Annotated in this window: 26 protein-coding genes; 12 read left to right on the top strand and 14 right to left on the bottom strand. The window is 64.1% G+C overall.

The window, feature by feature from the left end; all coding sequences use genetic code 11:
- On the bottom strand, positions 1 to 728 hold a 728-nt coding region (locus AB0P23_RS23120), incomplete at its 3' end, for a transposase (RefSeq protein ID WP_363799542.1).
- A 194-nt stretch (positions 729 to 922) separates the two neighbouring features.
- Between AB0P23_RS23120 and AB0P23_RS23115 the strand changes: the two genes are divergently transcribed.
- Positions 923 to 1,243, top strand: a complete 321-nt coding sequence (locus AB0P23_RS23115; protein WP_027498433.1) for a hypothetical protein — start codon at positions 923 to 925, stop codon at positions 1,241 to 1,243.
- Here AB0P23_RS23115 and AB0P23_RS23110 read toward each other — a convergent pair.
- A complete protein-coding gene (locus AB0P23_RS23110) occupies positions 1,208 to 2,014 on the bottom strand; it encodes an MOSC N-terminal beta barrel domain-containing protein (protein ID WP_080731950.1) in 807 nt (268 codons plus the stop codon). The genes AB0P23_RS23115 and AB0P23_RS23110 overlap by 36 nt on opposite strands.
- A gap of 21 nt (positions 2,015 to 2,035) precedes the next feature.
- On the opposite strand from AB0P23_RS23110, the gene AB0P23_RS23105 reads away from it, so the two are divergent.
- Positions 2,036 to 2,608 (top strand): isochorismatase family protein, encoded by a 573-nt coding sequence (locus AB0P23_RS23105; RefSeq protein WP_032365156.1) that lies wholly within the window; start codon positions 2,036 to 2,038, stop codon positions 2,606 to 2,608.
- Between the two features lie 28 nt (positions 2,609 to 2,636).
- Here the strand turns inward: AB0P23_RS23105 and AB0P23_RS23100 are convergent, their stop codons facing one another.
- A complete protein-coding gene (locus AB0P23_RS23100) occupies positions 2,637 to 3,239 on the bottom strand; it encodes a hypothetical protein (protein ID WP_032381215.1) in 603 nt (200 codons plus the stop codon).
- A gap of 49 nt (positions 3,240 to 3,288) precedes the next feature.
- Between AB0P23_RS23100 and AB0P23_RS23095 the strand changes: the two genes are divergently transcribed.
- Complete coding sequence (locus AB0P23_RS23095) at positions 3,289 to 4,701, top strand: glucose-6-phosphate dehydrogenase (NADP(+)) (protein ID WP_027498429.1); 1,413 nt, start codon at positions 3,289 to 3,291, stop codon at positions 4,699 to 4,701.
- 162 nt (positions 4,702 to 4,863) lie between these two features.
- On the top strand, positions 4,864 to 5,019 hold the full coding sequence (locus AB0P23_RS23090) for a hypothetical protein (RefSeq protein ID WP_155288427.1): 156 nt from the start codon (positions 4,864 to 4,866) through the stop codon (positions 5,017 to 5,019).
- Between the two features lie 80 nt (positions 5,020 to 5,099).
- Here the strand turns inward: AB0P23_RS23090 and AB0P23_RS23085 are convergent, their stop codons facing one another.
- Positions 5,100 to 5,306, bottom strand: coding sequence for a PspC domain-containing protein (locus AB0P23_RS23085; protein WP_027498428.1), 207 nt, complete (start codon positions 5,304 to 5,306; stop codon positions 5,100 to 5,102).
- 281 nt (positions 5,307 to 5,587) lie between these two features.
- Here AB0P23_RS23085 and ppk2 point away from each other — a divergent pair, with 281 nt between their 5' ends.
- The 3 genes from ppk2 (at position 5,588) to AB0P23_RS23070 (ending at position 9,594) form a co-directional block, all read left to right on the top strand.
- The gene (ppk2, locus tag AB0P23_RS23080) at positions 5,588 to 6,532 is read left to right on the top strand and encodes a polyphosphate kinase 2 (RefSeq protein ID WP_045840630.1); all 945 of its coding nucleotides are present in this window, start codon (positions 5,588 to 5,590) and stop codon (positions 6,530 to 6,532) included.
- Between the two features lie 1,084 nt (positions 6,533 to 7,616).
- Positions 7,617 to 8,450: an alpha/beta fold hydrolase gene (locus tag AB0P23_RS23075; RefSeq protein ID WP_283542728.1), complete on the top strand. Its 834-nt coding sequence runs from the start codon at positions 7,617 to 7,619 to the stop codon at positions 8,448 to 8,450.
- Between the two features lie 169 nt (positions 8,451 to 8,619).
- Positions 8,620 to 9,594 (top strand): alpha/beta hydrolase family protein, encoded by a 975-nt coding sequence (locus tag AB0P23_RS23070; protein ID WP_307820240.1) that lies wholly within the window; start codon positions 8,620 to 8,622, stop codon positions 9,592 to 9,594.
- Positions 9,595 to 9,596: 2 nt separating this feature from the next.
- Here the strand turns inward: AB0P23_RS23070 and AB0P23_RS23065 are convergent, their stop codons facing one another.
- On the bottom strand, positions 9,597 to 11,666 hold the full coding sequence (locus AB0P23_RS23065; protein WP_032399571.1) for a prolyl oligopeptidase family serine peptidase: 2,070 nt from the start codon (positions 11,664 to 11,666) through the stop codon (positions 9,597 to 9,599).
- Between the two features lie 114 nt (positions 11,667 to 11,780).
- Between AB0P23_RS23065 and lpdA the strand changes: the two genes are divergently transcribed.
- Complete coding sequence (lpdA, locus tag AB0P23_RS23060; protein ID WP_032399570.1) at positions 11,781 to 13,196, top strand: dihydrolipoyl dehydrogenase; 1,416 nt, start codon at positions 11,781 to 11,783, stop codon at positions 13,194 to 13,196.
- A gap of 70 nt (positions 13,197 to 13,266) precedes the next feature.
- Here lpdA and AB0P23_RS23055 read toward each other — a convergent pair whose 3' ends face one another.
- The 3 genes from AB0P23_RS23055 to AB0P23_RS23045 all read right to left on the bottom strand — a co-directional run bounded on the left by AB0P23_RS23055 (position 13,267) and on the right by AB0P23_RS23045 (position 15,755).
- Positions 13,267 to 14,316, bottom strand: a complete 1,050-nt coding sequence (locus AB0P23_RS23055) for a M48 family metallopeptidase (protein ID WP_032365161.1) — start codon at positions 14,314 to 14,316, stop codon at positions 13,267 to 13,269.
- Positions 14,317 to 14,433: 117 nt separating this feature from the next.
- Positions 14,434 to 15,198, bottom strand: a complete 765-nt coding sequence (locus AB0P23_RS23050; protein WP_230593386.1) for a class I SAM-dependent methyltransferase — start codon at positions 15,196 to 15,198, stop codon at positions 14,434 to 14,436.
- Positions 15,195 to 15,755 carry a carboxymuconolactone decarboxylase family protein gene (locus AB0P23_RS23045; RefSeq protein WP_027498420.1) on the bottom strand — a complete coding sequence of 187 codons (561 nt, stop codon included), beginning with the start codon at positions 15,753 to 15,755 and terminating at the stop codon, positions 15,195 to 15,197. The genes AB0P23_RS23050 and AB0P23_RS23045 overlap by 4 nt, the downstream gene beginning before the upstream one ends.
- A gap of 144 nt (positions 15,756 to 15,899) precedes the next feature.
- Here AB0P23_RS23045 and AB0P23_RS23040 point away from each other — a divergent pair, with 144 nt between their 5' ends.
- Positions 15,900 to 16,793: an iron-siderophore ABC transporter substrate-binding protein gene (locus AB0P23_RS23040; RefSeq protein ID WP_196250971.1), complete on the top strand. Its 894-nt coding sequence runs from the start codon at positions 15,900 to 15,902 to the stop codon at positions 16,791 to 16,793.
- 4 nt (positions 16,794 to 16,797) lie between these two features.
- Here the strand turns inward: AB0P23_RS23040 and AB0P23_RS23035 are convergent, their stop codons facing one another.
- The 6 genes from AB0P23_RS23035 to urtA all read right to left on the bottom strand — a co-directional run bounded on the left by AB0P23_RS23035 (position 16,798) and on the right by urtA (position 22,312).
- Positions 16,798 to 17,466 carry a GntR family transcriptional regulator gene (locus tag AB0P23_RS23035; RefSeq protein ID WP_032399568.1) on the bottom strand — a complete coding sequence of 223 codons (669 nt, stop codon included), beginning with the start codon at positions 17,464 to 17,466 and terminating at the stop codon, positions 16,798 to 16,800.
- Between the two features lie 11 nt (positions 17,467 to 17,477).
- Positions 17,478 to 18,170 (bottom strand): urea ABC transporter ATP-binding subunit UrtE, encoded by a 693-nt coding sequence (gene urtE, locus AB0P23_RS23030; RefSeq protein ID WP_032373723.1) that lies wholly within the window; start codon positions 18,168 to 18,170, stop codon positions 17,478 to 17,480.
- On the bottom strand, positions 18,163 to 18,993 hold the full coding sequence (gene urtD / locus AB0P23_RS23025; protein WP_027498416.1) for an urea ABC transporter ATP-binding protein UrtD: 831 nt from the start codon (positions 18,991 to 18,993) through the stop codon (positions 18,163 to 18,165). Before urtD ends, urtE begins: the two co-directional genes overlap by 8 nt.
- Positions 18,990 to 20,081, bottom strand: coding sequence for an urea ABC transporter permease subunit UrtC (urtC, locus tag AB0P23_RS23020; protein ID WP_032399567.1), 1,092 nt, complete (start codon positions 20,079 to 20,081; stop codon positions 18,990 to 18,992). The genes urtD and urtC overlap by 4 nt, the downstream gene beginning before the upstream one ends.
- Entirely contained in the window at positions 20,078 to 20,962 is an 885-nt protein-coding gene (urtB, locus tag AB0P23_RS23015; RefSeq protein WP_027498414.1) for an urea ABC transporter permease subunit UrtB, read from the bottom strand. The genes urtC and urtB overlap by 4 nt, the downstream gene beginning before the upstream one ends.
- A 72-nt stretch (positions 20,963 to 21,034) precedes the next feature.
- Complete coding sequence (gene urtA / locus AB0P23_RS23010) at positions 21,035 to 22,312, bottom strand: urea ABC transporter substrate-binding protein (RefSeq protein WP_032369802.1); 1,278 nt, start codon at positions 22,310 to 22,312, stop codon at positions 21,035 to 21,037.
- A gap of 181 nt (positions 22,313 to 22,493) precedes the next feature.
- Between urtA and AB0P23_RS23005 the strand changes: the two genes are divergently transcribed.
- The 3 genes from AB0P23_RS23005 to AB0P23_RS22995 all read left to right on the top strand — a co-directional run bounded on the left by AB0P23_RS23005 (position 22,494) and on the right by AB0P23_RS22995 (position 23,876).
- Complete coding sequence (locus AB0P23_RS23005) at positions 22,494 to 22,706, top strand: helix-turn-helix transcriptional regulator (protein WP_027498412.1); 213 nt, start codon at positions 22,494 to 22,496, stop codon at positions 22,704 to 22,706.
- Positions 22,703 to 23,224: a hypothetical protein gene (locus tag AB0P23_RS23000; protein ID WP_032381223.1), complete on the top strand. Its 522-nt coding sequence runs from the start codon at positions 22,703 to 22,705 to the stop codon at positions 23,222 to 23,224. The genes AB0P23_RS23005 and AB0P23_RS23000 overlap by 4 nt, the downstream gene beginning before the upstream one ends.
- 223 nt (positions 23,225 to 23,447) lie before the next feature.
- Positions 23,448 to 23,876 (top strand): hypothetical protein, encoded by a 429-nt coding sequence (locus tag AB0P23_RS22995; RefSeq protein WP_141214823.1) that lies wholly within the window; start codon positions 23,448 to 23,450, stop codon positions 23,874 to 23,876.
- Positions 23,877 to 23,889 lie beyond the last annotated feature (13 nt).

The following is a 23,889-nucleotide window of genomic DNA, read 5'->3' as shown; positions in this document are numbered from 1 at the left end:
AGATGGTTCGCCACCAGCGTCTCTCGCCGCGCCAGGGTCGCAATACGGAGATCGGACTTGTTCTTCTCGACCTGCTCCCGCTTCGCTGCTGTGTCGGCGTTGACCTTCTCGAGTTCTGCCAACGCCTGCGCGATACGCGCCGCGCGAGTGCGTGGATCGGCCATCTCCTCGGGCACCTCGCCGCCGGACGAGCCCGGCCCGAACATCTCGTCCTCGTGCGCGTCGGCCGCAGCATGCTCGGCCGCGGCAGCCCGTGCGTGCTCGCGAAGTCGCTGCTCGGCTGCCTCGGCAGCCGCTGCGCGTAGTCCTTTTTCGGTGCGGTTGGCGCTCAGTGAGGCGTTGGAGGAGATCTTGACTCCGTCGAGGGCGACGACACCCAACCTGGCCAACCCCAGGTGCCCGCACAGCAGCAGTACCTGCGTGAACAAGGCCTCCATGTGCGGGGCCACATCGGCGCGGAAGCGGGAGATCGTCACATGATCAGGGGTGTTGCCCGCGCAGATGATCCGGAACGCCGCATCACGCCGACACAACCGTTCGAGCACCCGCGAGGATCGTTGCCCCTGAGCCCACCCGAAGATCAACACTGTCAGCAGCATGTCCGGGTCGTATCCCGCACGCCCGACACCACCGGTGCGGCGCACCGCATGCACAGCCGAGGTGTCCAACGCGGCAACCACATCGATCACCGTGAACACCGGATCCGACACCGGTAACCACTCACGCATGTCCACCGGCAACAAGAACTGCTGATCCCGATCCACCGGGCGATACCCTTTGGCCACCACCACATTCTCCCAGCCCACCACCACCCGCTACAGCACAACACGCAGCAAAATCAACAAGGCCCAATTCGCAACAGCCCGGATCCCCCGCCTACGGAGCCGAATAGTGGACACTCAGCGCACCAAGGAGGCGTGACGTGAGCACGATCGAGATCGAATTCGCCCCACATTGGGTGAACGCGTCCTTGGTGCGCACGCTGGCGCGGCCGTTCGTGACGATCGACGGCGTGGAGCATCGCCAGTCGTGGTCGGAACCGTCGACCTACGAGCTGGCACCGGGTGGCCACGAGCTCACCGCATTCATCCGCTATCGCGGCACGACATCCGCACTCGGCATCGGGCGGCGACGCGTCGAACTCGGTGCAGAACAGCATCTTCGGCTGCGCGCGCGTAACGGGTGGGCGAACCACATGCCGTTCGAGTTACAGCTCCGACTCGCCCCAGGTCTCGACGCGTAGTTCGTCCCCGACCGAGATGGTTCCTTCCTCGACCACCGAGAACTTCGAACCGAAGGCGACGCCCTTCTGTCGGGCCCGGCGGTAGGTGCCGAGAGTGCGCAGGGGTTCGGGTCCGGTGCGAACACCGGTGCTCTGCTCCACCGTGGTGACGGCGCAGCGGATCGCCAGCTTCGTGTACGCCAATCGTGCGTCGCCGATCGAGATGTCGCGCACTTCGTCCTCGACATGAGCGTCCTGCGAGCCGTCGACGACGATGTTGGGCCGAAATCGGTCGATCGGCAGCGGGGCGTCGAGACGGGAGTTCAGACCGGCCAGCGTGGCGGTCGAGAGGATGTGGACGGCGGCGCTGTCGGCGAAATGGGCCGAGCCGGGACGGATTCCGTCGGTGACGCGGCCGTGATCGCGGGGCGCGGCGACGAGGCGTGAGGGCTCGCCGATGACGTCGGTGAGCCAGGCGGCGATGTCGTCGCCCTGGTCGATGCCCCGCAGCGGCGTGCCGAACATCGTGACCTCGCGGTCCGCGGAATCACGATCGACGACGGCGGTGACGCTCCCTGCGCTCTCGTGGCGCAGTGTCAGTGAGCCGTTTTCCACCGAGCAGCGAACGACGGCCAGTACGGGATCGGTGCGTTGGCTGCGGAACGAGCCGTCCGCGTCGACGATCATGAACGCTCGGTCGTGTTCGAGACCGGATGTGCTCACCCGGGCCGAGTCCAGTGCCGTACCGGCACATCCTTTGACGGGATAGGTCACCAAAGACGACACGCGCACCCGTCGAGGATACTGGGACACATGACTCGTGCTCTGTTGGTAGTCGATGTTCAGAACGATTTCACCGAGGGTGGTGCGTTGGCCGTGGTCGGCGGTGGGGAGGTGGCGCGCAGGATCAGCGCGTACCTCGCCCGGAGCGGCGACGACTACGATCTCGTGGTGTCCTCACGTGATTGGCACGACGGCGACAGCGACAACGGTGGACATTTCGCCACCGACGCTGCCCCGGATTTCGTCACCACGTGGCCCGTGCACTGCGTCGCGGGAACGGTCGGCGCGGAATATCACCCGGATTACCGAACCGGCAGCGTCGACGTGCATGTCTACAAGGGGCAGGGCAGACCGTCGTACTCGGCGTTCGAAGGCGTCACCGAGGACGGAACATCCCTGTCCGAGATCCTGACCGCCAACGAGGTGACGGCCGTCGACATCGTCGGTCTCGCCACCGATTACTGCGTGCTGGCGTCGGCGAAAGATGCAGTGGCACAGCACCTGGACGTTCGGGTTCTCACCGATCTGGTGGCCGGGGTCGCTCCCGAGACCTCCGCAGCAGCTCTCGACGAACTCCGCGAAGTCGGAGCAGCAGTGGTGTGAGACAGCAGTGGTGTGAAACAGCAGTGGTCTACGAGTCGATCGTGGTGGTGATGGACGTGACCGACGGTGCCGCGGGGGTGCTGCCGAAACCGAACGTCACCGGGGGAGTGACGGGCGTCAGCGAGCCGAGGTCCTCTCCTTGCCAGGATGCGACGACGTCGACGACGCGGTGCTGGTGCCTGGCTCCGTAGTATTCGCGCCTGCCTCCGCCGGCGCTGCCGCGAGTTCGCACTCCGCGCAGTATCACTCGGGCGATGGGGTCGCTGATCGTGCAGAACCACGGTGCGGTGGACACGGCGTCGGGGACGAGGCTCAGGGCGCGGCCGAGAACCGTCGGCCCGGCCACTCGGATGCGTACCGACAGATCCCCGGCGACGACGGACCGCCACCCGTCGGGCTGGTCGGAGAAGGTGACCGGTACCAGCTCGGTGGAATCGAACGAGTATGTCGCCGTGACGAATTCACGTACCGCCTCGTTCGGGGCCACGAGTAGGCGTCGACCGTCCGCGAATTGGACCATCACATCGGTGAATTCGCCGAGGGGCGAGCGCGTCCAGTGTCCGACGACGATGCGCACTCCCGACGTCGTACCTACCCCGTAGATCTCTCCGTGAAACCGTGATCTGGTCATCTTCGTGCACTCTCACCTAGGTAGCACTATGCGGTGCATAGTGGAGGTCATGGCGTCCTCGCAACCCACTGTATTCGTCCTGTTCGGCGCGACCGGAGACCTCGCGAAGCGAATGGTTCTGCCGTCGTTCTACCAACTCCACGTCGAAGGCCTGCTGCCGGAGAAATGGATCCTGATCGGCAACGGTCGCAAGGACTCGTCCGACGACGAGTTCCGCGACCACGTGAAAGATGTGCTCGACGAGTTCGCCGAGAACGTGGCCGACGACGATTGGTCGGCGTTCTCGAAGCGAATCCGATTCGCGGGCAACGGCTTCACCGTCGACGATCCCGGCAAGCTCCCCGACGTCGTCGCCGACGCCAGGAAAGAGATCGGTGACGACGCACAGCTGGTGCACTACATCGCGCTGCCGCCGAGCACGTTCGTCGACTACACGAAGGCCCTGGGTGCACACGATCTCGCCGAGGGTTCCCGAGTGGTGTACGAGAAGCCCTTCGGCACCTCGCAGCACAACTTCGAGGAACTCGACAAGGCCGTGCACGAGGTCGTGAAGGAGGAACAGGTCTATCGCATCGACCATTTCCTCGGTAAGGAAGCAACGCAGAACCTGCACGTGCTGCGGTTCGCCAACGGCATGATCAGCGGCATCTGGAACTCCGAGCACGTGGAGCATGTGCAGATCGACGTGCCCGAGACACTCGACATCGACGACCGCGCCGAGTTCTACGACGAGACCGGTGCCGTACTGGACATGCTGGTGACCCATCTGTTCCAGGTGGCCGCCGAGGTCGCCATGGAACCTCCTGCGTCGTTGAAGGCCGAGGATCTTCAGTCGGCTCGCGAAACGGTGATCGGGCAGTTCCGTCCACTCGACACCGACGAGGTGGTTCTGGGGCAGTACGACGGCTACCGCGACGTCGACGGCGTTGCCGAGGATTCGACGGTCGACACGTTCGTGGCCGCGAAGCTGTGGGTGGATACCGATCGCTGGCGTGGGGTGCCGTTCCTGCTTCGTACCGGCAAGATGCTCGGTGCCGGAGCGCAGCGGGTGTCGCTGGTGTTCCGCAAGCCCGCCGACAGTCCACTGTCGACGCTGCCCGAAGACGGCGCGGTGCTCTCGTTCGACCTGTCCGGTGACGGCAGCATCGATATCGCCATGACGGTCAAGGAACCCGGACCGGATTTCGACCTGTCCGTCGGGCATCTGTCGTTGCCGCTGAAATCGGTGCCCGACGCGGAGCCGTTGAGCCCGTACTCCCGTCTGATCCTCGACGTACTGAACGGGGACCGATCGCTGTTCACCAGACCCGACGGCCTGGCCCACGTGTGGGAGGTGGCGGCACCGCTGTTGAACGATCCGCCCGCGGTGAAGAACTATGCGCCGGGCTCGATGGGACCGACGGAAGCCGACGATCTGGCAGCGCCCTGCGGTTGGTTGATCACCGGGAAAACCGAGGACTGATCACCGGAACGGCGAAGACCCGGGTCGGCTTTCGAGCCCCGAAACAGCCGGTGGGTCCTTTTTGTCCGAAACGATGGAATGGATCGCGTCTGGAACGTTATGTTCCTGTGGCCTGGTCACCCTCCGACTCGGGCCACGACGTGTCTTTCGAAAGGCTTACCCATGCTCCTCGATCTCCTCACCGGCCTCCTGCCCATCCTCGGCGGCGGCGAAGACGGTGGCATCACCGGACCCATCACCGGTGGCCTCACCGATGGTCTCGGTGAACTCCTCGACGGACTGCTCGGCGGAAGCACCGGTAGCTTCGGCTCCAGCTAGGCCCCATTCCGCGAAGTCCGACGGCAAGGCCCCGCTCCTCCACCGCCGAGGATGCGGGGCCTTTCCTCGGTCCCGGGAGCTCACGGGCGGCGCGGCATCAGCATCAGGGCAGCCAGGTAGATCAGTACGACCGTGCCACCGCTGAGCACTGCACCGGCGACGGTGGCGACGCGAACGAGGTTGACGTCCCAGCCGAAGTAGTCGGCTATACCGCCGCAGACGCCTCCGATCATCTTCTGCGAGTTGGACAGGGTGAATTCTCTGGGGGAATTGCTCTCGAATGTCATGGTGAGAAGTCTGCGTCGCCGACGCCTGTGGGCACATCGGGGCTTTCACCCATATCGACCCGGAGAATCGAACGATCGAGAAACGGGTCGCCGAACAAGTTCGGTGACTTTTACGACGCGGACACTCGACCTGTTGTCGGCGCGAGGATTACGGTCGGATGTGTCGGTCGCTTCCGGTCCGTCCCCCTTGCAGACCGGAAGCGTGTCCGATGCGTCCGGTTGCGCTCGGTGTTCACCGAATCGCCATGGACCGGTCACCGATGAGCACTAACTTTCGGCGCATGACCGACTTCGATCTCCGCAACGGCGTGGCTGCACGCAAGAATCTCAGCGACGTGCGGGACATCACGACCGCCGTGGATCTTGCCGATACTTCGGGATTCGTCGTCGACGACTCCGATGACGACGACCCGGTGTTGCTGACGGTCCCGGGCGGTCACGTCGTCGACACGTGGCGGGAGAACTACCCCTACGACGAGCGTATGACCCGCGCCGAGTACGAACTCGAAAAGCGGCTGCTGCAAATCGAACTCCTCAAGCTGCAGATGTGGTCCAAGGACACCGGACGACGCCACGTCATCATCTTCGAGGGTCGCGACGCCGCCGGTAAGGGCGGCACGATCAAGCGGTTCATGGAGCACCTCAACCCCCGCGGCGCACGCGTCGTCGCGTTGGAGAAGCCGTCGGTGCGGGAGTCGACGGAGTGGTATTTCCAGCGGTACATCGGGCATCTGCCTGCGGCCGGCGAAATTGTGATGTTCGACAGGTCTTGGTACAACCGTGCCGGTGTCGAACGGGTCATGGGGTTCTGCACCGAGGAGCAGCATGCACAGTTCGTTCGGCAGGCACCGCTGTTCGAGCAGATGTTGGTGGACGAGGGCATCAGCTTGACCAAGTTCTGGTTCTCGGTGTCGCAGCACGAGCAGCGCACTCGCTTCGCGATCCGGCAGGTGGATCCGGTACGGCAGTGGAAACTGTCGCCGATGGATCTTGCGTCACTGGACAAGTGGGATGCGTACACCGCTGCGAAGGAAGAGAACTTCCGCGCCACCGATACCGACGTAGCACCGTGGACCGTGGTGAAGAGCAACGACAAGAAGCGCGCGCGGATCAACGCGATGCGGTTCGTGCTCAACAAGTTCGACTACGCCAACAAGGACTCCGAGATCGTGGGCGAAACAGACCCGTTGCTCGTCGGTCGCGCGAAAGACGTGCTCGGAGAATAATTCTGGGCTACATACCGGGGTCTGCTCGGTGAACGTCCTGCGTCGCTTCGGTATCCGCGCAGTGAGTTCGTGCCGCGTTGTGCACCGCGCCGGTGGTTGCGGTAGGAAAGTGGTAGGCCGTATTACCTACGGCTGTACGAAGAGACGAGCATCAGGAGTTCTCATGGGTTCAGCTGCGCAGTTCATCACCGACATTGCAACCGGAGTCTACGACGGCATCGTCGACGCGATCGTCGAGCAGATCGTCGGCGTGCTGACGTCGGGTAGCGCCGCGTAATTCGTCGGTCCACGAGTCGCGGTCGCTGTCGGGGGCGGCCGCGACTTTTCGTCTGCGTGACCGTTTTGTGACAGCTCACCAAGATTTCTGACTTTTCGATGCCAATGCGTGTACGAAACGTTATCCGTTCGGGTAGAAATCTTCATGCAGAGGTAATCGAGTGACGACCGTCACGTTCGATCTGCACATCCCTCGAACAACAAGGAGCCTGTCGCATGTCCGCTGAACTCGGTGACCTCTTGGCAATCTTCATCCAGCTCTTCTCGGGTATCAGTTCTTCCTCCGACTGACATCCCGGCTCCGCGCCGTAGGCCTCGGCCAGGACGGCAGACCGGAGCCGAATCGATGAACAGTAAGGCTCGCGACGCCGCGTCGGCGGCGAATCCCCCTCTCTCGAAGGAGTTTTGATGGAATTTCTCTCGCTGTTGCTGCAGTTGCTCGCTGTCGGCAGCTCCGAAGGAACAGGTTCGGTCGTCAACATCCCCGGCACGCTCCCCAGCTGAAGCGCGACCCCGAAGCCGGGCCCGACTACCGTCGGGCCCGGTTTTCGTGGTTTCGAAGTGTCATTCGGTCGACCGAAATATCCTCCAGCGGTCGATGATTCGCCGCCGACCGGGTAGACCTGAACCTCATCCTCGATGCGCTCGGTATCGACGGTAATAGAGGTGGTGCCATGCTCGAAGCCGTAGTCGGATTCATCAACAGTCAATTGTTCTGGTTCAGCTGGTCGACCGGTAGCTACCACCCGATCATCCTGTGAGGTAGTGCCCTGGGGAAGGTGCGGTCGCACCGTCATAGGGTTGGCCGATGCAGACGGTTCCGATTCAGATGCCCGACGGTTCGACGGTGCCGGTGACGCTGTTTCCGAGTGAGGGCCGAGACGATGCGCCCGTCATCGTCGTTCTCCCGGGTCTCGGCATCCCCGGCGGCTACTACCGGCTGTTCGCCGAAGCGCTCGTCGCCCGCGGATTCCATGCTGCGATCGGCGATCTTCGGGGCCAGGGGGACAGTAAGCCGAAGCCGAGTTCGTCGAGCAGGTACGGATATCAGGAATTGGTCTCGGTCGACTTTCCGGCGATCTTCGAGGTGGTGCGCGAGCAGTTCCCCGCCGCGACCCCGTATCTGCTGGGCCACAGTATGGGCGGACAACTGGGCGCGATGTACGCCGCCCGAATTCGAGGCAGGCTCGGTGGCTTGATCCTGGTGGCGTCCGGGTCGCCGTACCACCGCGGTTTCGGCACCACTCGCGGGGTCCCGCTGTACTTCGGCGCGGCGACGATGGCGATCACCAGCAACATCGCCGGGTTCTGGCCGGGGGACCGCATCGGGGTCGGCGGATTCGGTCGTCAATCACGAGTGTTGATCGACGACTGGTCGAGGTTCGCCCGAACGGGCTCGATCGAGCCGGCCGGTGCCGATATCGACTACGAGGAACGGATGGGCCGGCTGACCCTACCGGTGCTGGCAGTGACCATCGAGGGCGACGATCTGGCCCCCAAGGGTTCGATGGAGAATCTGACGGCCAAGCTTGCCAACGCCGACATCACCACCGAACACATCGACGAGCCGCTGGGCCACAACGGGTGGATCCGCAATCCCACCGCGGTGGCCGACCTGGTCGAGCGGTGGATGCACCGCTGACACAACCCCGTGCCGAACGATACGGTCGTTTGGACTAATTCATGCGATAAGTTCCAACTCCGCGCCCGTTCTGGTGTACAACGCTAGTGACTCAACTTCTGTTCTGCCGAAGATAGCGAGCACGTGTATGAACGGCCTGGGGGCTACAGCTCGTCGGATCGGTAGGGCTGTGCTCGTGGCCGCGTGTATCGCTGCGTCGGCCGCGCAGGGCACGGCCCTCGCCGCGCCCGACGCGTCGACGTCGTACGTGGTGCGAACGGAGGAGACCGACGCCGTCGCCATGACGGCGTTCGTGCATTCGGCCGCGATGGAGCGGACCATCCCGCTGAAGATTCTCCGCTCGCCGGACCGTGCGAAGCCGAGCCCCACCGTGTATCTGCTCAACGGCGCGGGCGGTGGGGTGGACGGTATGGACTGGTACACCCAGACCGATGTCGTGTCGTTCTTCGCGGACAAGAACGTCAATGTGGTCACACCCGTCGGCGGGGCCTATTCCTACTACACGGACTGGCAGCGAGACGATCGCGTGCTCGGCCGCAACAAGTGGGAGACCTTCCTGACCCGTGAACTGCCTCCACTCGTCGACCAACTGCTGAAGACCAACGGCCGCAACGTCATTGCCGGAATCTCGATGGCTGCGACGTCGGTGCTCAATCTGGCGGCACACAACCCCGGTCTCTTCCGGGCGGTCGGCTCCTACAGCGGCTGCGCCTCGACCACCGATCCGTTGGGCCGCGCGTACGTCAAGACCGTCGTATCGATGGCGCTCGGAACCGACGTGAAGAACATGTGGGGCCCGGACGGCGACCCCGACTGGGTGCACAACGACGCTGTCGTCAACGCCGACAAGCTGCGCGGCACCGCGCTGTACATCTCCAACGGCAGTGGCCTGGCGGGGGCATCGGACACCTTCGACGGAACCAACCCCAACGGCCCCGGTTTCGTGCTGCTGAACCAGATGGTGGTGGGCGGTGCCATCGAGGTCGCCACCGGCGACTGCACCCGTCGACTGAAGAGCGCGCTCGAAAAGCTGGACATCCCAGCCCATTTCGAGCTACGGGAACGCGGGACGCACTCCTGGGGATACTGGCAGGACGATCTCCACAATTCCTGGCCGATGTTCGAGCAGGCTCTGGCCGACTGACATCACCGGCTCTCGAGGTGCCGCCACAGGAACTCGTACGTCAGTGCGGTCTTGAAAGCCAGCTGCGCATTGTCCGACGCCCCGCCGTGGCCGCCCTCGATGTTCTCGTAGTAGCTCACGTCCTGACCGAGCTCGGCCAGCCGCGCAGCCATCTTGCGGGCGTGACCGGGATGGACTCGATCGTCTCGGGTGGACGTGGCGATGAGTATCGGTGGGTACTTCCGCTCGGACGCGGCCACGACGTTCTGGTACGGGGAGTACTGCGAGATGAACTCCCATTCGGCGGGGTCGTCGGGGTTGCCGTACTCGGCCACCCAGGACGCTCCCGCGAGCAACAGGTGGTACCGCTTCATGTCCAGTAGCGGGACCTGACATACCAACGCCCCGAACAGTTCCGGGTACTTCGTTTCCATGATGCCCATCAGCAGGCCGCCGTTGCTGCCGCCCTGGGCGGCCAAGCGGTCGGCGGTGGTGATCCCTCGGGCCACCAAATCGCGCGCGACCGCGGCGAAGTCCTCGTGGACCAGATGCCGGCCCGCTCGCAACACCTGGGTGTGCCAGGACGGTCCGTACTCGCCGCCGCCGCGGATGTTGGCAACGACGTAGGTGCCGCCGCGCTCGAGCCACGTTCGACCCATCGCTCCGCTGTAGCCGGGCGTCATCGAGATCTCGAAGCCGCCGTAGCCGTACAGCAGTGTCGGGCCGGGGCCTGCGTCGCCGCGTCGGACGACGAAGTAGGGGATCGCGGTGCCGTCGTCCGACTCCGCGAAGAACTGCTGCACCGTCATGCCGTCCGCGTCGAAGAAGGCGGGAGCCTGCTTCAGTACCTCGAGCGCGCCGCCGACCGTGCCGACCAACAGCGTGGCCGGGGTGAGGTAACCCGAGGAGCCGAGGAAGAACTCGTCCCCGTTCTCCTCGGCGTCCGTACCGATGATCTCGGTCGACGCCAACTCCGACAACCCGTCGACGGTGGCCGTGTCCCACTCCGTCGTGCGCGTTTTGCGCCCCTCCAGGTACGCAAAACGCGCACGAGGGGTGAGCACATGCAGACGAGTGCGGACATCTTGCAGCGTCACCAGCAGCAGATGATTCTCGGTCCACGCGTACTGATGCAGGGACGTGTGCTCGTCCGGAGTGAACAGAACCGCCAGAGATGCTGTGCCGCTCATGAATTCGTCGAAGTCGGCCGCGAGCAGAGCGCCCGCCGGATGGGTGACGCCGTCGTAGGTCCACTCGGTCATCGTCCGAACCAGCAGCCAGTTCTCGTGGACCGAGGTCGATGCGTCCGTCGGCGTCGGAATGCGGGTCACCGCCGTACCGTCGAGCACGTAGGTCTCGGAGTTGTAGAAGTCGGTGGACCGCTGCACGAAGTCGCGCTCGAATCCGGGCGTGCGGTCGTGCCACGCGGAGATCGAAATGTCCTGGGATTCGCCCTCGTAGACGGTCTCCGCGTCGGCGAGCGGGGTGCCTCGGTGCCATCTCTTGGTGATCCGCGGATAGCCGGATTCGGTCAGGGACCCCGGTCCGAAATCGGTGCCGACGAAGACGGTGTCGGCGTCGATCCAGCCGATGTCGGTCTTGGCCTCGGGCAGCGTGAAACCGCCGTCCTCCGCAGCGCGGAACGTGCGGGAGTCGAGATCGAACTCGCGTACCACCGTCGCGTCGGCACCGCCTCGGGACAGCGTCACCAAAGCGCGCAGCTGGTCGGGGCGCAGTACCTGAGCGCCGCCCCATACCCAGTTCTCGCCCTCGTCGGCGGCCAGGGCATCGAGATCGAGCAGGACGTCCCATGCGGGTTCGTCCGTGCGGTACTCGTCCATCGTGGTGCGCCGCCACACCCCGCGGATGTGCTCGGCGTCGCGCCAGAAGTTGTAGAGGAACTGCCCGCGCCTGCGTGCGTACGGAATCCGCGCATCGGTGTCGAGAATCTCGCGTACACCCGCCACGGTGGCGTCGAAACGCTCGCCTGCCAGCGCCTGGATCGTCACCTCGTTCTTCTCGCGTACCCACGCGAGTGCGTCGTCGCCGGTGACGTCTTCGAGCCAGAGGTACGGGTCGTCCGAGAAAGCCATGGCACAGTTCTAGCAGCACACGTGCGGTCGGGTGCAGGACGCGTGCGAGGCTACCGGCTGGTAACGAAGACCAGGTCGAGACAGTGTCGGAGGGCACGACTACGCTGGGGACTCGTGACCTCACACTATGACGTCGTTGTCCTCGGAGCCGGTCCCGGTGGGTACGTCGCTGCTATCCGCGCGGCACAACTCGGACTCAGCACTGCCATCATCGAGAAGAAGTACTGGGGCGGTGTGTGCCTCAACGTGGGCTGCATCCCCTCGAAGGCGCTTCTCCGTAACGCCGAGCTGGCGCACCTCTTCACCAAAGAGGCCAAGCTGTTCGGTATCTCGGGTGAAGCATCCTTCGACTTCGGCGCAGCATTCGACCGCAGCCGCAAGGTCGCGGACGGACGCGTCAAGGGCATCCACTTCTTGATGAAGAAGAACAAGATCCCCGAGTACGACGGCCAGGGCACGTTCACCGATGCCAACACCATCGAGGTCGAACTGTCCAAGGGCGGCACCGAGACGATCACGTTCGACAACGCGATCATCGCGACCGGCAGCACTACCAAGCTGCTCCCGGGAACCGAGCTCAGCAAGAACGTCGTCACGTACGAAGAGCAGATCATGACCAAGGATCTGCCGGGCTCGATCCTCATCGTCGGCGCAGGTGCCATCGGTATGGAATTCGGGTACGTCCTGACGAACTACGGAGTCGACGTCACCATCGTCGAGTTCCTCGATCGCGCGCTCCCCAACGAGGACAAGGACGTCTCGAAGGAGATCGAGAAGCAGTACAAGAAGCTCGGCGTCAAGGTCATCACCGGCGCGGGTGTGCAGAGCATCGACGACGACGGCTCCAAGGTCACCGTCGAGATCAAGCACAACAAGTCCGGTGAGAGCGAGACCTTCACCGTCGACAAGGTGATGCAGTCCGTCGGATTCGCCCCTCGCGTCGAGGGCTTCGGTCTCGAGAAGACCGGTGTCGAGCTCACCGATCGCGGTGCCATCGGCATCACGAACACGATGCAGACCAACGTCCCGCACATCTACGCCATCGGCGACGTCACCGCCAAGCTCCAGCTCGCCCACGTGGCGGAGGCGCAGGCCGTGGTGGCTGCCGAAACCATCGGCGGCGCAGAGACATTGCCGATCGACGACTACCGGATGATGCCACGCGCCACGTTCTGCCAGCCGCAGGTCGCCAGCTTCGGTCTGACCGAGGACCAGGCCCGCGAAGAAGCGCAGGCTCGTGGATCCGACATCAAGGTCGCGAACTTCCCGTTCGCCGCCAACGGCAAGGCACACGGCCTGGGCGACGCGACGGGCTTCGTCAAGCTCATCGCCGACACCGAGCACGGTGAGCTGCTCGGTGGCCACCTCATCGGACCGGACGTCTCGGAGCTGCTGCCGGAGCTGACCCTGGCCCAGAAGTGGGACCTGACGGTCAACGAGCTGGCCCGCAACGTCCACACGCACCCGACGCTGTCGGAGGCACTGCAGGAAGCGATCCACGGCCTCGCAGGCCACATGATCAACTTCTGATCTCTGCTGTAGAACGACGAACGGCGGCGACCACCTCGGTGGTCGCCGCCGTTCGCTTCGTTCTGGGGTGCTAGGACTTTCGCCAGTGATCGAACCTGCCCTTGATGTCCGATGCCACGTCGCCGATTCCGTTGCCGACGGCGTCGACGGCACCGGTGAAGCCGCTGCCGATGTCGCGGACCGTCTTGATCAGCGGGTCCTCAGACGTGTCGAAGTTGTTCTTGTACGTGCGGGCCGCGTTACGGAACTCCTCCGACACCTTGGCCTCGTGGTCGGTGGACCGGCGCGGGTAGTCGCCGCGAAGGACCGCCGCGTACTCGCCGGTGTCGACCCACTTCTTCAGTTCCGCAGCTCGCAGCACCGAGAACGGGTGCGAGAGGAGTTCGAGATTGAGCAGCTTGAGCACGCCGTCGCGCAGGTCTCCACTGGCCTCGTACTCGGCGGCCTGAGCGAGGAAGGCGTCGACGTCGATTTCACTGATACGTGCGCCGCCCGCCAACTTGAGCTGCACGCTGATCGCGGTGTGCACATCCTGTCCGCACAGCAAACCTGCTCTGTCGCCGGATAATTCGGATTTGCGCTGCCATTCCATCAGCCCCGCGATGACCGCGCGCAAGGCCCAGCCGCCCACCGGAACCCAGCCGACCGTGCCGGCGAGGCGCATCAGGTGCATGAGAACGGTGCGGTACACCGCGTGGCCGGACAGGGCGTGGCCCAGTTCGTGGCCGACCACGAATCGCTGTTCCTCGTAGGTCATGATGTCGAGCATGCCGGTGGTCAGGACGATGAACGGTCGATCCATCCCGATGGTGAACGCGTTGACCATCGGCGACTGAACCACGAACAGCTCCGGAGTTTCCTCCGCGCCGAGAATCTGCACACAATCGGCTCGAAGATCGTTCAGATCCTTGAACTGGCGTTCGTCGACACGCACCGCGGTGGCCAAGTACATCAGGCGATGCTGTCTCTCGCGCAGCAGTCCGGACAGCGTTCGCAGCACCGTGTCGAAGCCCTTGAGGGTGCGAAGAGTGACCAAGGCTGCTCGGTCCGAAGGGTGTTCCCAAGTGCGAGAGGAGATATCGGGAAACTCGATACGAGTACGGTCCGGTGCGTGTGTCACTGTGTGGCTCCCAGTCTGATCGGTCTGTTTGCCAAAGTATCAGTAAAAAGCCCTTCCGGTTCGTTCTTGACCACGGTCAGGTCTCGCATTGCCGGGGGTGTAGCAGGGTCGGTAGCGCTAATTCTTGGTGGCACTGACGAATTGGGCGAGACCGCGGATGTCCTGCTCGATGTCGGTCATGCCCGCAGCAGCGAACATCTCGGTGAACTGCCCCTTCGGGAACATGCGTACCCCGACGGCGGCAGATCCCAGGCCGACGACGGTACGCAGCGGTGCCAGGCCCAGTTCACAGCTGGTCATGATGGCGATGCGTCCACCCGGTCGCAGGACGCGGATGAGCTCGTCGACCACCTGCAGTGGATGTGGCACGAGATACAGTGCGGCATAACAGCATACGGCGTCGAATGTCGCGTCGGCGTACGGGAGTTCGGCCGCATCGCCGCGAACGTATGCCGCACGCGGCCCCCGATTGTCGCGCACTGCACGAGCGATCATGGCCTCGGAGATATCGAAGCCGACGGCGATACCGTCCTCGGTCAGCTGCTCCGACAGGAACCTGGTGAAGTTGCCGGGGCCGCAGGCGACGTCCAGGACTCGCTGTGGCCCGTGTAACCGCAAGTCGGCGACGGCCTTGGCGCGTTCGGCGGACATGGGCAGCCCGCCGATTCCCATCATCGATACGCCGAACGGTCGCCAGATGTTCTCGTAGATCGCCGCGACACCGCGGTTGTTCATCGCTCGGCTGGCCATCGTCGGATTGGGGGCCTTGGCGTCGTCCATGAGTTCGACGTAGTCGCCGTCGATCCGGGCGCTCGTGCGGACCGACTCCGGTTCGATCATCGCCAGAGCGCGGCGCAGTGCAGTCTCGGGTGTCTCGTTCATCGTCGTGGCGGCCGGTCGCCGTAGTCGCGTTCGACGCGGAGGGTGCCCAGTGTGGTTGCGAGCCCGTCGTATTGGGTGACCAGCAAGACGAATTCGATGAGGCGACGTTCGTCGAACTGGGTCGCCAGTTCGGACCACGTGGCGTCGGTGAGCGTCTTGGTCTCGATCAGCTCGTCGACGGCAGTGAGGATGGTGCGGTAGCGAGTCGACAGCCCAGGGGCGTGCGGGCCGGTCATGATCAGCTCGAGCAGGTCTCGGTCGATGCCGGCTCGACGGCCCAGGCGGATGTGGTGGTCCATCTCGTATGCCGATTCGCGCAGGTGCGCCACCCGGAGAATCACCATTTCCGATTCCTTGCGGGATATCTTTCCGCCCGGCATCAGATGGCCGCTGTAGAACAGCCACGCCCGGTACAGGCCGCCGGTTCGACCGAGAGTGGTGAACAGGTGGGGGTTGGGTACTCCCGCGCCCTTGGCGATGACCTTGCAGATGACCCAGTTGACGGGGCCGAGGGTGCGGGCGGTACCGGACGGAATGCGTGGAGTGGTCACGATCACATCTTACCGACTGGTAGCTCCGCCGTCCGGGGACGCGGTTCGCAACGGCTTGCAGGGTAGGCTAACCTCCTTTGTGTCTCGCATTGTTCTACCCGGAGGTCCCTCGAAGTGGTGCAGTTCAAGCTCGGTCTGACAGCGTTGGCCATCACCGCGCTCGCGGTGGCGGCAGGAGCGACGGCATGCTCGTCGGCCGATACCGCCGACGGTTCGGCCGGCGAAGCGACTCGAACGGTCGAGACCGTTCGAGGCTCGATCGACGTTCCCGACAATCCTCTGCGGGTCGTCACCCTGGAACCGGTGGAACTCGACACCACGGTCGCGCTCGGCATCGTGCCCGTCGGCACGGCGGTGCTCAGCGAAACCGCCGGTGTGCCGGCCTATCTCGGTACGGAAGCGGCCGACATCGCCACGGTCGGCACGGTGGCCGAACCGACCATCGAGGACATTGCGGCCGCGCAACCCGACCTCATTCTCGGGACGGAGACTCGGCACGCGCAGTACTACGACCAACTCTCCGCCATCGCGCCGACGGTGTTCATCGCCTCCCAGTCCGATCCGTGGCGCGACAGTGTCCGATTCGTCGGGCGCGTTCTCGGCAAGGAAGCGAAGGCCGAGGAACTGCTCACCGCCTACGACGACCGGTGCGCCGAGATCGCCGAAAAGCACGACACCGCCGGGAAAACAGCGCAATTGATCAGGCCGCGCAGTGGTGAGCTGACCCTGTACGGGCCGTCGTCGTTCGCCGGAAGCACGCTCGAATGCGCCGGATTCACCACCCCGCCGCGGCCGGAATGGGCCGACGAGATCTCGGTCGACCTCTCGCCCGAGCTCGCGGCTCAGGCGGCCGCGGACCTGATCGTCGTCACCGCCGACAACCCGTCGGACCCCGCCGCGATCCCGTCGTCGATCACCGCCAACGCTGCGGCACTGCCCAACCCGCACGCGGTGGACCTGTCGTACTGGATCACCGGCGTCGGGCCCATGGGCGGGCAAACCGTGCTAGACGACATCGATCGTATTCTGTCGGCTTCCAACTGACGCGTCAGATTCGGACCGCGCCGGCCAACGCCGCTGCCTGACGGGCGCGCTCGACCACTCGGTCGCGGGACGAATCGATATGTGCAACAAGCATATTCAGCGCCGTGTCCAGCTGCCCGGCCAGTAGGTGCTCGACGATCGCGAGATGTTCATCGATCGCCGAGACCACGGCCGAGGCGTCGAGACCACCGAGAATACGCACGGGCCGCACCTTGGCGTTGACGGCGCACAGGGCCTCGGTCAGAGCCGCATTGCCCGAAGCGGCCGACAACGCGACATGGAACTGCTCGTCCATGGCGACCATGTCGTCGGTGGTCTCCGGTGGGTGCGCACGCAACCCGGCCCACGTCACCGCCAACGCCGACAAGGCCGCCCGATCGAAGGACTGCGGCGTCGAGCGAGTGATTCCGCGGGACTCGAGAGTCGACCGCAGTTCGTACAGATCCGGTAGGTCGCCGAGCCGGGGACGATAGGGATGCAGACCGGCCTCGTCGCGCACGACCAGACCGTCGGCTTGCAGACGTGCCAGCGCCTCCCGCACAGGCGTGCGCGAGACGCCGTACAGCTCGGCGAGACGCTCCTCGCCGAGCCGTTCCGTGGAGCCGATCGCACCGGAGATCAGATCCCGGCGCAGTGACGAATAGACCTTCTCGCGAAGGTCCTTGCGCGGCACGATACGCCCGGTCAGATCGCCATGGCTGCGCGCACGTCGGCCTCGGAATCGGATCCGCCCACACCGGTGGACGTGATCCGGCCGGCCTCGAGAATGTAGTACTTCTGGGCAGATTCCAATGCGAAGCCGATGTGCTGCTCCACCAACAGAACTCCGAGACCGCCGCGGCGGGTGAGCTCGATGACGGTGCGCTCGATCTCGGCGACGACCGACGGCTGAATACCCTCGGTCGGCTCGTCGAGAATCAGCATCCGCGGTTCGGTGATCAATGCTCGTGCGATGGCGAGCTGTTGGCGCTGGCCGCCGGACAGTAGGCCGGCTCTGCGATTCAGCAATTCCTTCAGCGCCGGAAAGAGGTCGAGTGCCTCGTCGATCAGTGCCTTGCCGCGCTTGCGCCCGTCGGCCACCACCTGCAGATTCTCCGCTGTCGTCAACTGACCGAACGACTGCTGGCCCTGTGGCACGTACGCCAGTCCGCGGGCGACGCGGGCGCTGGGCCGCAACGCACTGACGTCCTCACCGTCGAACATGACCTTGCCCGAGTTCACTTTCAACAGCCCGACCGCCGCGCGCAGCAGCGTCGTCTTGCCCGCACCGTTGTGGCCCATCACCGCCGCGACACCGTCGGCCGGAACCGTCAGCGACGCACCGTGAACGACCTCGCTGCGGCCGTAACCTGTTCTGACGTCGACCAGTTCAAGCATGATCGGCTCCCTCTTCTGCGATGTGCTCGAGTTCCTCGCCCGCCGCGGCGGTGCCGAGGTAGACCTGCTGAACCTTCGGATCGGCCTGCACCTCGGCCACGGTGCCCTCGGCCAGAACGCGTCCGGCCGCCAGTACTGTCACCGAGGTCGCGAACATCCGCATGAAGTCCATGTCGTGCTCCACCACCACCACGGTCCGTTCACCGCCGATGCGTTGCAGCAGCTGGCCCGTCTCCTCACGTTCCTCGTGGCTCATGCCGGCGACCGGCTCGTCGAGAAGGAGCACATCGGCGTTCTGCACCAACAACATTCCGATCTCTAGCCACTGCTTCTGGCCGTGCGCCAGAATTCCTGCGGCCTTGTCTCTCTGGGCCGTCAGGCCGATCGTTTCGAGGGCCTCCTCGATCTGCGGCAGAACCGATGCCCGACGGCGCAACATCGTCAGCACGGATCGTCCGGACCCAGCGGCGATGTCCAGGTTCTGCAGCACCGTCAAATTTTCGAAGATGCTGGCCGTCTGGAAGGTTCGACCGATACCGAGCCGGGCGATCTGATGCACCTTCTTGCCCAGCAGTTCCACTCCGGACTTGGTGACAGAGCCGGTGGCCGGAACGAGACCGGTGATGGCGTCGATCAGCGTGGTCTTGCCGGCTCCGTTCGGTCCGATGAGGAAGCGAAGATCGCCCTGCATCAGCGTCAGATCGACGTTGGTGTTGGCCTTGAAGCCGTCGAAACTGACTGTCAGATCGCGGACTTCGAGGTACTGACTGGACATGCCGGCGTTGCCGCCGAACGTGGGCTGCGGGCCTTCGACATGGATCATCGTGCGAGCTCTTTCTCTGGTTCCGCGCTGGCCTCGGGGACCGATTCGGGCTCTTTCTTTCGCTTGCGCAGTGCGAAGAGTCCGGCGATGCCGGCGGGGAAGAATCCGACGACCACGACGAACAGCAGACCCTGCGCGTACGTCCAACCGGACGGGAACTGCTCGGACAGCGTGGTCTGCGCCCACGCGACTCCGAGCGCGCCGAGAACCGGGCCGAGCAGAGTGGTGCGGCCGCCGATGGCGACGCCGATGAGAAACGCGATGGACGGAACGATGCCGACGTCGTTGGGGGAGATGATGCCGACAATCGGGACGGACAGCGCCCCGGCGAGACCGGCGAAGAACGCTGCGGCGACGTACGCGACGATCTTCACGTTCGCCGGGTCGTAGCCGAGGAAGCGCACTCGCTCTTCCTGATCGCGGACGGCCACCAGTAGTTCGCCGTAGCGCGAATACATCAGCTGGCGGGTGATGGCGACGACGACGAGCAGTACGCCGGCAGCGATGAAGAACAGCATCTGCTTGTTGGCCGGGTCGTTGAGGTTGAACCCGAAAAACGTGCGGAACCTGTTGAGCCCGTTGGATCCACCGGTGGTCTGCTGTCCGATGAGCAGGATCGCGAAGGCGGCGGCCAGTGCCTGACTGAGGATCGCGAAGTACGCGCCCTTGACGCGACGCTTGAACACGCCGAGGCCGAGCACCAGCGCCACCAGTGCCGGCACGAACAGGATGCCCAGGATCGTCGTGATGGGCGAGGTGAACGGCAGCCAGTACGAGGGCAATTCACGGATGCCGGCGATGGACATGAAGTCCGGTACCGCGTCGCCGCGCAGATCGGCGTCGGAGATCTTCAGATGCATAGCCATGATGTAGGCACCGATGCCGAAGAAGACACCCTGGCCGAGGGTGAGCATTCCGCCTCGGCCCCAGGCCAATCCGATACCGACAGCCACGATCGCGTAGCAGATGAACTTGCCCAGCAGATTCAACCGGAAGTCGCTGAGGACGGCGGGCGCCACAGCGAACAACAGGATTGCGGCGAGCGCGAAACCCAGCAGAGCGCCGCGCTTGGCGATGAACTCGCTCATACCAGGCTCCTTGTCTTGACGGCGAACAAGCCCTGCGGGCGGGCCTGCAGGAAGATCACGATGAGGACGAACACGATGACCTTGGCGATCGAGGCCGTGGTGCTGTATTCGATGAACGAGTTGAGGATTCCGAGGGCGAAGGCGGCGATCACCGCGCCCTTGATCTGGCCGAGTCCACCGACGACGACCACCAGGAAGGCGTCGATCAGGTAGCTCTGTCCCACAGTGGAACTCGTGGATCCGATCAGAGTCAGTGCCACGCCCGCGACACCCGCCAAACCGGAGCCGAGGAAGAACGTCGAGATGTCGGTCCTGCGGCTCGAGATGCCCGAGGTTTCCGCGAGATCGCGGTTCTGCACCACCGCGCGGATGCGTCGACCCATTGCGGTCTTCTTCAGCGCGATCGACAGTGCGACGACGGCGACGACCGCCAGCACGAGAATGAAGATTCGGGTCTTGGGCACCACGGCACCGAGGATGTCGACGCCGCCGCTCAGCCATTCCGGCGAGACGACGTTGACCGCAGGGGCACCGAAGATGTCGCGAGCGAGCTGCTGCAGGATGAGCCCGACGCCGAACGTGACGAGCAGGGTGTCCAGTGGACGGTGGTACATGCGCTGGATCAGCGTCACCTCGAGCAGCACACCCATTGCGCCGCCGACGAGGAAGCCGACGATGAGCGAGATGAACAGTGATGCGCCGCCGGTCGAGACGATCTGCTGCACTACGTAAGCCGTGTACGAGCCGGCCATGATGAACTCGCCGTGTGCCATGTTGATGACGCCCATCTGACCGAACGTCAGTGAGAGCCCGAGGGCGGCGAGCAAGAGAATGGATCCGATCGACAGGCCGGTGAACAACTGTCCGATCACGACGTCCATGGGGGAGCTCCTTCGGAGCATGTGAGTGGAACTTCGTAGCAGGCTACGAAGTTCCACTCACATGGGTGGTGGTCAGTTGAGGTCGGAGGCCCAGTCGTAGGTCTCGAGGAACGGGTCGGGAGCGATGGCCTCGGGGGACTCCCACACCGTGTAGATCAAGCCGTCGGGCCGGATCTCACCGATGCGGGCGGTCTTGGAGATGTGGTGGTTGTCGCCGTCGATGACGACCTCGCCCTCGGGAGCGGCGAAGCTGACACCGTCGGCTGCGGCCTGAATGTCGGCCACCGCGAACGAATTTGCCTTCTCGACGGTGTTCTTCCACAGGTAGACCGAGGTGTACGCGGCTTCCATGGGGTCCGAGGTGGGCTTGTCGGCACCGTACTTCGCCTTGTAGTCGGCGACGAACTTGGTGTTCTCCGGGCTGTCGACGGTCTGGTAGTAGTTCCAGGCAGTGAGCTGGCCAGCGATGTTCGCGGCTCCGATGCCCGCCACCTCTTCCTCGGCGATGGACACCGAGATGACCGGCATGTCAGCAGCTTTGAGGCCGGCGTTGGTGTACTCACGGAAGAATGCGACGTTGGAATCACCGTTGAGCGTGTTGAACACGGCATCGGCGTCGGCGGAGCGCACCTTGTTGACGATGGTGGAGAAGTCCGTCGAACCGAGCGGGGTGTAATCCTCGCCCTTGATCTCGATACCGTTGGCGGCCGCATACGCCTTGATCTCGCGGTTGGCCGTCTGCGGGAACACGTAGTCGCTGCCCACCAGGTACAGGGACTTGACGCCCTTCTCCTTCAGGTAGTCCAGGGCGGGGATGATCTGCTGGTTGGTGGTGGCTCCGGTGTAGAAGATGTTCTTCGACGCCTCGAGGCCCTCGTACTGCACGGGGTAGTAGAGGAGTGCGTCGTTGTCCTCGAACACCGGCAGCATCGCCTTGCGCGACGACGACGTCCAGCCACCGAAAACGGCTGCGACACAGTCGCTGCTGATCAGCTTCTCGGCCTTCTCGGCGAACACGGTCGGCTCGGATGCGCCGTCCTCTGCGACGACCTCGATCTGCTTTCCGTTGACGCCGCCTGCCGCATTGATCTGCTCGACGGCCAGTGCGATCGAATCACGCACTGTCACTTCGCTGATCGCCATCGTGCCGGACAGGGAGTTGAGCGAGCCGACCTTGATGGTGTCACCGGAGGTGTCCACACACGAGGTGGACGAGCCTCCGCCGCCCTCGGCGGTGGTGGTGTCGCTCGCCTTGCTACCGCAGGCAGTGGCAACCAGGCTCAATGCAGCCAGTGCTGCGGGAACGACCATGACGCGCTTGACGGACATGCGCTTCGAGACAGCAGGCATCTACGGCCCTTTCGGAAAGTGTGTATACGGAGATGTATTCGCGATTGCGAACAGTAAAGGCAACTTATTGCGTTGGTATTTTCTGCGGTGACGAGTCTGTTTCTCGCGTTACGAGTAGGTAAAGGCCAGCGAATGACAAGACTGCTTGACATTTCATGACAAGCAGAGTTGACTTTTGGTCATGCCCGGATCCAACAACGTTCGCGCGCATCGCAAACAGGCACGCATCACGCAGGCCGAACTCGGCACCATCTGCGGAGTCAGCCGGCAGAGCATCGTCTCCGTCGAGGGCGGCGACTACGCACCGAGCGTGTACCTGGCACTGCGACTGGCCCGAGCACTCGACACGACAGTCGAAACACTGTTCGGCGACGACGAAGGGAAACGAACATGAGCGCATTCACCAAAGCTGCCCGCTTCGTGGGAGACCTGGACGACGACTTCTACGCCGACGAACTACAACGCGACATCTGGAACGAGGCCTCGGCCGTCGGATTCCAATCCCTGCTGTGGATCGGAATGATCGTCGGCGCTGTACTGCCCTTCGCGGCGGGTGTCACCGGGGCCTGGGTGGCATTGGGAATCTTCGTGGCTCTCCTCACGGTCGCCAACGTAGTTGTGGGGTACGCCCGAGCGCGGGGGATCGACATGTACACCTCGCAGAAGCTTCGCCGGTCGCGGATCGGGGTGTTGGTGGTTCTTTATCTCGTGGGTGCTGGTGGTGCCGGCCTGCGCCTGCTGCTTCATTACGGACACGGGAGGCTCGCACCGATCCTGGTCGGTGCCGGCATCGGCCTTGTCGGAGGTCTTGCCGGTGTCGTGGTGGGCATCAGGGGTAGGCGGCGGCAGGCCCGACAGGCCGAGCGTGCCGCCGAGCTGGCCGAGCAGCGGGCTTTCGATACGGACGAATGAATTGGGTCTCGAATGTGTCGCACGATCTGTTTCAGGGTGCAAGGATGCGTAAAGGCTTCGATTGGACCGTCTCCGTTTCGCAGATTTGCAGGCCGGAGGGTATGTTCTGACCGATGACATCGCGATTTCCCGGTGTTGCGGCTGTAGGGGTGCTGTTCGGCGGCGGTTTCGGTAACGCGGACGGATGCACGTTCGATGTAAAGGGAGGCTCGGGTGGACGGCGATGACGACGTGTAATACCAATCCGTCCTCCGTCGCGCCACGAAGTACCAACGAGACCGTGTCGGGCGTCCACCTTCCGGTGGAGCATGCAAACAGGGAAGTCGAGACCGTGCGCAGAGAAAAGAGCTACCTCAGACTCGTAGGGTCGAGCACTCCCACGATCGAGGTTCTGGGCGGCCCCAGAACCATCACCGTCGATGTGGACAACGTTTTTCCGGGTCAGGTATGCGAGGTCCTGCACAACGGCATGCTGTCGCTGAGCCCACGCGTCGTCGTGGAAGACAACGCGACAAGCATCTCCATCACCACGTTCGCGCTCAAGCCGGGTGAGTACAACGTCTCGCTGCGTCTGGACGGACGCCTGGATTGCGTCACCGAATCGCAGACTGCTGTCGTCGGCGAGCAGTTCGAGGTCCGACGTAGTTCGTAGGCCGGACACAGCT

The sequence above is a fragment of the Rhodococcus sp. NPDC077669 genome, from assembly GCF_040686915.1.
GTDB classification, from domain to species: Bacteria; Actinomycetota; Actinomycetes; order Mycobacteriales; family Mycobacteriaceae; genus Rhodococcoides; species Rhodococcoides fascians.
The sequence above is the reverse complement of the archived record's forward strand: the minus strand, read 5'-3'. Positions and strand labels throughout refer to the sequence as shown.

What these genes read in the sequence shown, in the direction of transcription:
- AB0P23_RS23050 (WP_230593386.1), bottom strand. Translation starts at nt 15,198, where the DNA reads ATGAACGAGACACCCGAGACTGCACTGCGCCGCGCTCTGGCGATGATC.
- urtD (WP_027498416.1), bottom strand. Translation starts at nt 18,993, where the DNA reads ATGATCCATGTCGAAGGCCCGCAGCCCACGTTCGGCGGCAACGCCGGC.
- AB0P23_RS23105 (WP_032365156.1), top strand. Translation starts at nt 2,036, where the DNA reads ATGACTCGTGCTCTGTTGGTAGTCGATGTTCAGAACGATTTCACCGAG.
- AB0P23_RS23065 (WP_032399571.1), bottom strand. Translation starts at nt 11,666, where the DNA reads ATGGCTTTCTCGGACGACCCGTACCTCTGGCTCGAAGACGTCACCGGC.
- AB0P23_RS23000 (WP_032381223.1), top strand. Translation starts at nt 22,703, where the DNA reads ATGAGCGCATTCACCAAAGCTGCCCGCTTCGTGGGAGACCTGGACGAC.
- AB0P23_RS23075 (WP_283542728.1), top strand. Translation starts at nt 7,617, where the DNA reads ATGCAGACGGTTCCGATTCAGATGCCCGACGGTTCGACGGTGCCGGTG.
- AB0P23_RS23095 (WP_027498429.1), top strand. Translation starts at nt 3,289, where the DNA reads ATGGCGTCCTCGCAACCCACTGTATTCGTCCTGTTCGGCGCGACCGGA.
- urtE (WP_032373723.1), bottom strand. Translation starts at nt 18,170, where the DNA reads ATGCTTGAACTGGTCGACGTCAGAACAGGTTACGGCCGCAGCGAGGTC.
- AB0P23_RS23090 (WP_155288427.1), top strand. Translation starts at nt 4,864, where the DNA reads ATGCTCCTCGATCTCCTCACCGGCCTCCTGCCCATCCTCGGCGGCGGC.
- urtC (WP_032399567.1), bottom strand. Translation starts at nt 20,081, where the DNA reads ATGAGCGAGTTCATCGCCAAGCGCGGCGCTCTGCTGGGTTTCGCGCTC.
- ppk2 (WP_045840630.1), top strand. Translation starts at nt 5,588, where the DNA reads ATGACCGACTTCGATCTCCGCAACGGCGTGGCTGCACGCAAGAATCTC.
- AB0P23_RS23100 (WP_032381215.1), bottom strand. Translation starts at nt 3,239, where the DNA reads ATGACCAGATCACGGTTTCACGGAGAGATCTACGGGGTAGGTACGACG.
- urtB (WP_027498414.1), bottom strand. Translation starts at nt 20,962, where the DNA reads ATGGACGTCGTGATCGGACAGTTGTTCACCGGCCTGTCGATCGGATCC.
- AB0P23_RS23005 (WP_027498412.1), top strand. Translation starts at nt 22,494, where the DNA reads ATGCCCGGATCCAACAACGTTCGCGCGCATCGCAAACAGGCACGCATC.
- urtA (WP_032369802.1), bottom strand. Translation starts at nt 22,312, where the DNA reads ATGCCTGCTGTCTCGAAGCGCATGTCCGTCAAGCGCGTCATGGTCGTT.
- AB0P23_RS22995 (WP_141214823.1), top strand. Translation starts at nt 23,448, where the DNA reads ATGACGACGTGTAATACCAATCCGTCCTCCGTCGCGCCACGAAGTACC.
- AB0P23_RS23085 (WP_027498428.1), bottom strand. Translation starts at nt 5,306, where the DNA reads ATGACATTCGAGAGCAATTCCCCCAGAGAATTCACCCTGTCCAACTCG.